The sequence below is a fragment of the uncultured Lamprocystis sp. genome (genome assembly GCF_903933125.1).
Lineage (GTDB): Bacteria > Pseudomonadota > Gammaproteobacteria > Chromatiales > Chromatiaceae > Thiodictyon.
Window position 1 is genome coordinate 1 of record NZ_CAIZIZ010000075.1, and the last position, 6,437, is coordinate 6,437.

The window sequence follows — 6,437 nt, forward strand, 5'->3', positions numbered from 1 at the left end:
CGTTCCGGCAAGTGCCCGGGCCTCGCGTACCGGAGGTCGAGGCCTTACCGTGAAAGTCGCGCAGCGACCCTGTGGGAGCGGCGTCCCGCCGCGACGGGGCCGGGCGCGCAGCCGCAGCGTTCGCGGTCACCGCGGCACCGCATCGCGGCGGGACGCCGCTCCCACAGGGTCGCTGCGCGACTTTCACGGTAAGGCCTCGACCTCCGGTACGCGAGGCCCGGGCACTTGCCGGAACGCTGATCAAGGCCGGGGAAGGCGCATGAATCGGGCGCTTCGCATGATCCTCTGCGCATTTCTGATCTATGGCGGCGGCGCGATGGCGGCATCGCGCGACCTCGGCTCCACCGGCGATCATGTGCGCGTCATCCTCGACACCTCCAAGTCCATGTGCGGCCCGGCCTGCGGCTGGCCGGAGCCGGCCAATGACCCGGGCCGGCTGTCGATCCTCTCGACCATCCTGCTGCATGACCTGCTGAAGCCCGATCCCGACAAGGCGGACAATCCGGACAGTTTTGCGGTCATCCCCTTCGACCAACAGAAATGGACCGGCGCTCAGCCACCGATCAGCACGGCGACGCCGCGACGCGCCAAGGGCATGGCCGCACGTTCGGCTTTCATCGCCGAATTGAGTGCGGCGCGGCTGCCGTTCGATGCGATGAATACCTATTACGCACCGGGCATCGCGCGCGCACTCGCCGACCTGCCCCCGGTGTCGAGCCGGGACAGCGCGGCCATCACCCGGACCATCGTTCTGATTACCGACGGCAAATCGGTTAATCCCGAGGGTGATCGGGCGACCATCGAGGAGCAGTTGTTGCCGGCACTCGCGGCCAAGCAGGCGCGGCTCTATGTGATCATGTTCGGCCCGGAAGCCGAGCAGTCCGGCCGGCCCTTCTTCGCGGCGATCGAGCAGGCGGATGAGGCCAATGTGGCGTCCGGCCGCTATGCCGAGCGCGCCTTTCCCGGCTTTTTCATCATCCGTACCGGGGATGAACTTCCCGCGACCATGATCAAGCTCTTTTCGGAGAGTTTCGGCTATCTGCACTTTCCAGATGACCGTAAGGATCGGATCGGCACGGCGACGCTCGGGTTGAATCTGCACCGCGATGTCGGCCCGGCGGAGGCGGCGGTGGTGGCTTTGACGCTGGATCCGGTTGGGCTCTCCACGCCGGCGCCGCCCGGTCTGGTGCTGCTGCCGCCGCCCGGCGGAACCCTGATGAAACAACACCAGCTCGCGGCCAGCGAGATCGGCGGCAGCTACACCTTACGCTGGGAACTGACGCCCTCGCCGGGCGAGTATCCGGTGCGCATCGAGGGCGGCGGCGACGCGTCGCTCTTCGTCCTGCGTCCGACGAACCTGACCGTTGCCTTGCGTGAGCATCGGGAGGCGCCCGGTGCTCGGGAGGGCGGCGCGGTCTCCTGTCTGGCGGCGGGGGCTTTCGTCACCATGGCAGAGCGCCCCTGTCTGCTCGATTTTTTCGTGACCTCGGCCGCCGGCACCCAGGGCATCCCGGCGAAGCTGAAGCTGACGTATTGGATGAAGCAGCCGCGCCCGGATGGCGGGGTGCCCTGGAACATCAATGACGCCGATGGGACCGGCATCGCCGACAGCCATCATTGGGATGATCAGGCGGCCGGCGGGCGGCGCTATTGGTCGCAGACGCAGTTCACCAAGAACCAGATCGCCGCGTCGGAGACCGAGCCCTATACCGCGCATGTCACCGTGAATGTTGACCGCCAGAATAAAACGGTGGCCATGCGCGGTGCCGATGACCCATTTGAGGTGCTGGTCTATCCGCGGCTGGGGATTGCCGTGCAGCCGCCGAGCGGTACGCTCAAGAATCAGGCGAGCGGTGCGCTCGGACGCGGTGAACGGGCCTGTACGCGTTTCATCCTGAGCGAGGAGTACGGCACCCGTCTGGAGAGCGCCAAGGGCAACCCCGGATTCAATGTCCGGGCTTGGCTGATCGCGGACCCCGGCGCCATCACCGGCGACCTGCGCGGCGCGCGTTTTACGCTGGACGGCGAGGGGATCGGTTTTCAATCGGTCCAGCCCCAACCGCGGGATGAGTGGTCGCAAAGCAAACAGCGGTCGCTGGAGTCATTGGTGCGCCGCGGCGGTGTCGGCGGCGAACATGAGCTTTGTGTGACGCTTGGCCCTTATGCGGACGGCGACCCCCTCAAGCCGCCGGCCGTCAAGGTGCGGTTCATTCTCGATCATGCGCCCTATGATCACTTCGACGTGATCGACGAATTCCAGACCACGGTGCTGGTCGCCCGGGCGGCGGATCTGCGCTGGTCATCCTTGCTGCCGTTCCTGTTGCTGGCGCTGGGTCTGCTGCTGGCACTCGCGCTGCTGCGCCCGCGAGTCGCCTTGCCGGAGGATTTGGGCTACGCGGTTGCCGACGCGGCCAATCCGCAGCGGTTCGTGGCGCAGCGCCTGCCGCGTGCGCACCCGTTGCGGCTGTTGTTCGCGCGCAAGGCGGAGCGCCAGGTGACGGACGGCCAGGGCGCTTTGCTGGGCTGGGTCCGACCCGAAGCGGAAGCGCTCTATGGGCTGCGGCCGGCGCGCGGGGTCAAGGTCAGCAGCAGCGATGGTGTGCTGCTGGCGCCCAACCGGGCCGGCGTCTATCTGCTGCAGGTCCACCAGGCCTACCAATTGACGACGAGCGAGGACAGCCTGTGGTTCCGGATGCAATTCATATGATCCCGCGGCTGTTGCTCATGCTGTTCACGCTGACTTGGCTGCCGGCCGCGGTGTTCGGGCAGGCCGACGCCGGGGTCAAGCCCAAGCCGCAGCGTCACCTGGCGGTCGTCCTGGACACCTCGACCTCGATGCGCGAGGCCCGCAACGATCGGCCGCGGTTGGCCATCCAGGCAATCAAGATCCTGACTGACATGCTGGGGCCGGATGACGATCTGACCCTGGCCTGGATGCCCGACAGCCCCGAGTGCGTGATGCAGACGGACCCGGGTCGGCGCCTCGACTTGCAGGCGGGTGACTTCACCGGTTTCAAGCAGGCGCTGGATGAGCGGGCGACCTATGGCGGACCGACCAACTTCATCGTGCCGCTGCTGAGTGCCAAGCAGGCGCTCGAACAGTCGCGCGCGCCGGAGCGGCTGCTCATCGTCATCGCCGACGCCGGCCGCGATTCCTGCCGTGCGGAGAGTAATCAGGTCCTGCAAGATCTGCGGGCGGCCGGTGTGCATACCGCGTTCGTCGGTCTCGGTATCGGCGGCAAGCTGCCGCATAGTGAATACGACATCCCCACCACGGCGCAGACCCCGACCGAACTGCTCGCCGCCATCGGCCTCATCTACCAGCGCTTCCTGGGCGCCAAGGCCCCGGATTCCGGCGAACTCGCTCCGGGCGCGACGACCATTGCCGCCAAGGTGGCGCCTTTCGTGCGCGAGGCCTTCCTGCTGGTGGCGGCGCAGGGGCCCGTGGGCGAGATCAATCCCGATGCCGGGAACCCGTCGGCCGCGGCGGTCGAACCCGGGTACCGGTCGGGTGAGACCCGCGGTCGCGATGAACTGATCCGCGGCTATCGTATCGTGCGGCTGGTGCGGCCGGACGCGGGTGTCTGGCGCTTCACGGTGACTGGGTTGAGCAGCGCGGCCGGCTGGTACCTGATCCAGGACTTCTCGGTCAGTCTGCGGGTCAACACCCCGCCGACTGCGGCCCAGGGCGAGCCCGTGGCACTGACGCTGGAACTGATCGACGACAGCACCGGTCAACGCATCCCACGGCCGGGGGCGATCCCCGGACTCGCCGTGGAGGCACTGATCGACGGCACCCGTTACGCCTTCCGCGACGATGGTCAGGACGGTGACGCAAGCGCCGACGACGGGTTGATGACCGGCCGTGTCCGGTTCATGAAGGCGGGCGCGTCGACTTACTCGGTGCGGCTCGCCAGCCAGTATCTCGAAGCCGAGCAACAGCAGCGGACCCAGGTCGCCTCGGCCGCCTGGAAGTTGACGGTCCTGACGCCGCCCCAGACCTACATCGGCGGGACCATTCAGGTAGCGGTCCAGGCCCAGCCGGCCGGCGTGGCGACAGCGCTGATACCGCCCGATCTGGTGCAGGCGCGCCTGGGCGACAGTCAACTCCAACTCGGTGATGACGGCCGCGACGGTGATCAGACGGCCGGTGACGGGATCTACGCCCGTCACTGGACCCCAGACCAGGTCGCGGCACTGGATGTCACCTACACGCCGGTGGGCGGCAGCGAATCGGCAGCGGTTGAGGCCCGGCTGGACGTCAAGGGGACCATCCATTTCGGTCCACCCGGCACGCTGGACCTGGGGCGGCTCACCAGCCGATCGGTCGGTCAGGCGCTGCTCGATCTCAACTTCGTCAAGGTCCGCGGCCGGTTCGATCTGCAACTCTCCAGCGACTACGCGCGCGGCCGTTCGGTGCTGGAGGTCGACCTTGGCCAGGGTTTCACCGAGCTTTCGACCCGCGGGCTCGAGCTGCGCATTGAGGAGGGCGGCAACCAGCGCTATCCGCTGCGGCTGCGGGTCAACCACTGTCCGGAAGGCGTGACACCGGGAGCCGAGCCCGCCGGGCGCGTGATCCTGGAGACGACGGATCATCTGGGCCAGCCGTTGCGCGCCGCGATCCCGCTCCGTGTCGAGATCATCAAGGACGCTTGGCTGCACTGCTGGTGGCCGGTCATCGCCGCCATCCTGCTGGGGCTGCTGGCCGTTTTCATCTTCTATGGTATCCTCAGCCCCGCGCGTTTCCCGCGCAACCTGGCCGTGATTCTGTCGCCGGAGGCTGACATGGACGAGGGCTACCCATTCAACATCCGCTCCCAGAAAGGCGCCCGCAGCGGCTTCTACCGCGATGCGCGGATGCACATCACCAGCGACTTTCAATTACGCCGCTCGGCGAGCGGCGGCTTGGCCCGACTGCGCGCCGATCGGATCGGCGTCTTCATCCAGCCGCTCCCCGGCAACAGCGTTTTGCACCTGGATGAAGACAACCGGTGGGAGCCGCTGAGCACGGAGCAGGAGACGCGGGTGCGTTTTTCGACACTTTACAAGAACCCGTCGGAGACCTTGTTCTTCGAGTTTCGTAATCTCTGATCGACCGACACCGCGAGCGTGGCCCCAGTGGCCTTGATCGTAGTCCCGGCCGGCGGCGTGCGTAGTCAGGGCTTCCAGCCCTGACGGTGTCAGGCCAGGATGGCCTGACGACGCACCCGGCGAGCCCAAGTGGCCGGAAGCTTGACCGAGGCCGCCCCGGTCACGACCTATGCCTATTCGGCCTTTCTGTTTACCCCACTAAATTGCCCCGACTTTTGTCAATGAGAAACGCACGCGTTTGCATTCTAATGTGACGACTGATTGTCGCCGGCTTTTTGCCGATCACGAGGAACGAACGATGAAGACGATTGGACTCAACATGAACAATGCGCGTGGATTCGCCGGCCGCCTGCGGCGCCGGGGCGCCGGATGGTGCCGTCATCCGGGTATCCTGGTTGCCGCGGATGCCCGACCCGGCGGCAGCGAAACCCAAGAGGCTACGCTGACTGGAGTCCTTGCCGGACCAGCCGAAAATCCGGCGGCGAGCGCGGAACCTGCACCGCGGGGGCGCGGGCTCAACGGCGGCCGGGGCGCTGGTGCTTGCCGGAGAAACGGCGGCGGGCTCGGTCTCGGACGCGGTGCCGGCGGCGGACAGGCCCGTCGCGGCCGGATCTGAGCCGGCGCGTCACTGACCCATGTTCACGGTCTTCGGCCTGTTTATCGTTCTTGCCGCCGCCGCCGCCATTCCGACGGGGGTGCATCTGGGCTTTCGGGCACCGCGCGTCCCCGAGACCGGCTCGCCCGGAGACTATGGCCTCGCCTATGACGCCGTGCGTATCCCCACGGTGCGTCAGCGTCACCTGTTCGGCTGGCTGCTGCCGCAACCAGGGGCCGACTGCATTGGCTTCCCGTTCGAGACCATCGCGCCGATGAACAGTGTCCGCCGCATCGCATGCCCCATCCTGCTGGTGCACGGCACGGACGACCAGACCGTACCGGTGGAGGACGCGCGCCGCATCCTGGCTAACTGCCGGACGTCCCAGGCCCGTCTGCTGGAGGTCGATGGCGCCGGGCACGACTCGGTGGACAAGATCGAGCAGCACGTCAGCGAGCTGACGCGGTTCCTGAACGACACCTGCCCCACCAAGTAGTCAGGCCATCCTGGCCTGACGGCGTCGGGACTGGATCGGTCAGGGCTGGAAGCCCTGACGACGCAGCGGTCGAGCAGACTTTCATGTTCCGGGGTGGCGCGGGCGCCATGGTCGTTAGCCGGACCTCGGCCGCCCAAACGCGAGGTCCACCGGCTAACGGCCATGGAAGGAACAGCAGCCACCCCGGAAGATGAAAGTTCCCCGTGGGAGCGGCGTCCCGCCGCGATGCGGTCCGGCGGCGACTGCGAACGCTGC

Annotated in this window: 4 protein-coding genes; all 4 read left to right on the forward strand. The window is 67.2% G+C overall.

The features are described 5' to 3' along the window. Window positions 1-259: 259 nt before the first annotated feature. The 4 genes from QZY03_RS03175 to QZY03_RS03190 all read left to right on the forward strand — a co-directional run bounded on the left by QZY03_RS03175 (window position 260) and on the right by QZY03_RS03190 (window position 6,182). Window positions 260-2,707, forward strand: coding sequence for a hypothetical protein (locus QZY03_RS03175; protein WP_295578248.1), 2,448 nt, complete (start codon window positions 260-262; stop codon window positions 2,705-2,707). Beyond that, the gene (locus QZY03_RS03180; RefSeq protein ID WP_295578251.1) at window positions 2,704-5,091 is read left to right on the forward strand and encodes a vWA domain-containing protein; all 2,388 of its coding nucleotides are present in this window, start codon (window positions 2,704-2,706) and stop codon (window positions 5,089-5,091) included. Before QZY03_RS03175 ends, QZY03_RS03180 begins: the two co-directional genes overlap by 4 nt. Window positions 5,092-5,389: 298 nt before the next feature. Beyond that, window positions 5,390-5,707, forward strand: coding sequence for a hypothetical protein (locus tag QZY03_RS03185; RefSeq protein WP_295578254.1), 318 nt, complete (start codon window positions 5,390-5,392; stop codon window positions 5,705-5,707). 19 nt (window positions 5,708-5,726) lie between these two features. After that, window positions 5,727-6,182 carry a S9 family peptidase gene (locus QZY03_RS03190; RefSeq protein ID WP_295578257.1) on the forward strand — a complete coding sequence of 152 codons (456 nt, stop codon included), beginning with the start codon at window positions 5,727-5,729 and terminating at the stop codon, window positions 6,180-6,182. The last annotated feature ends 255 nt before the right edge of the window (window positions 6,183-6,437 follow it).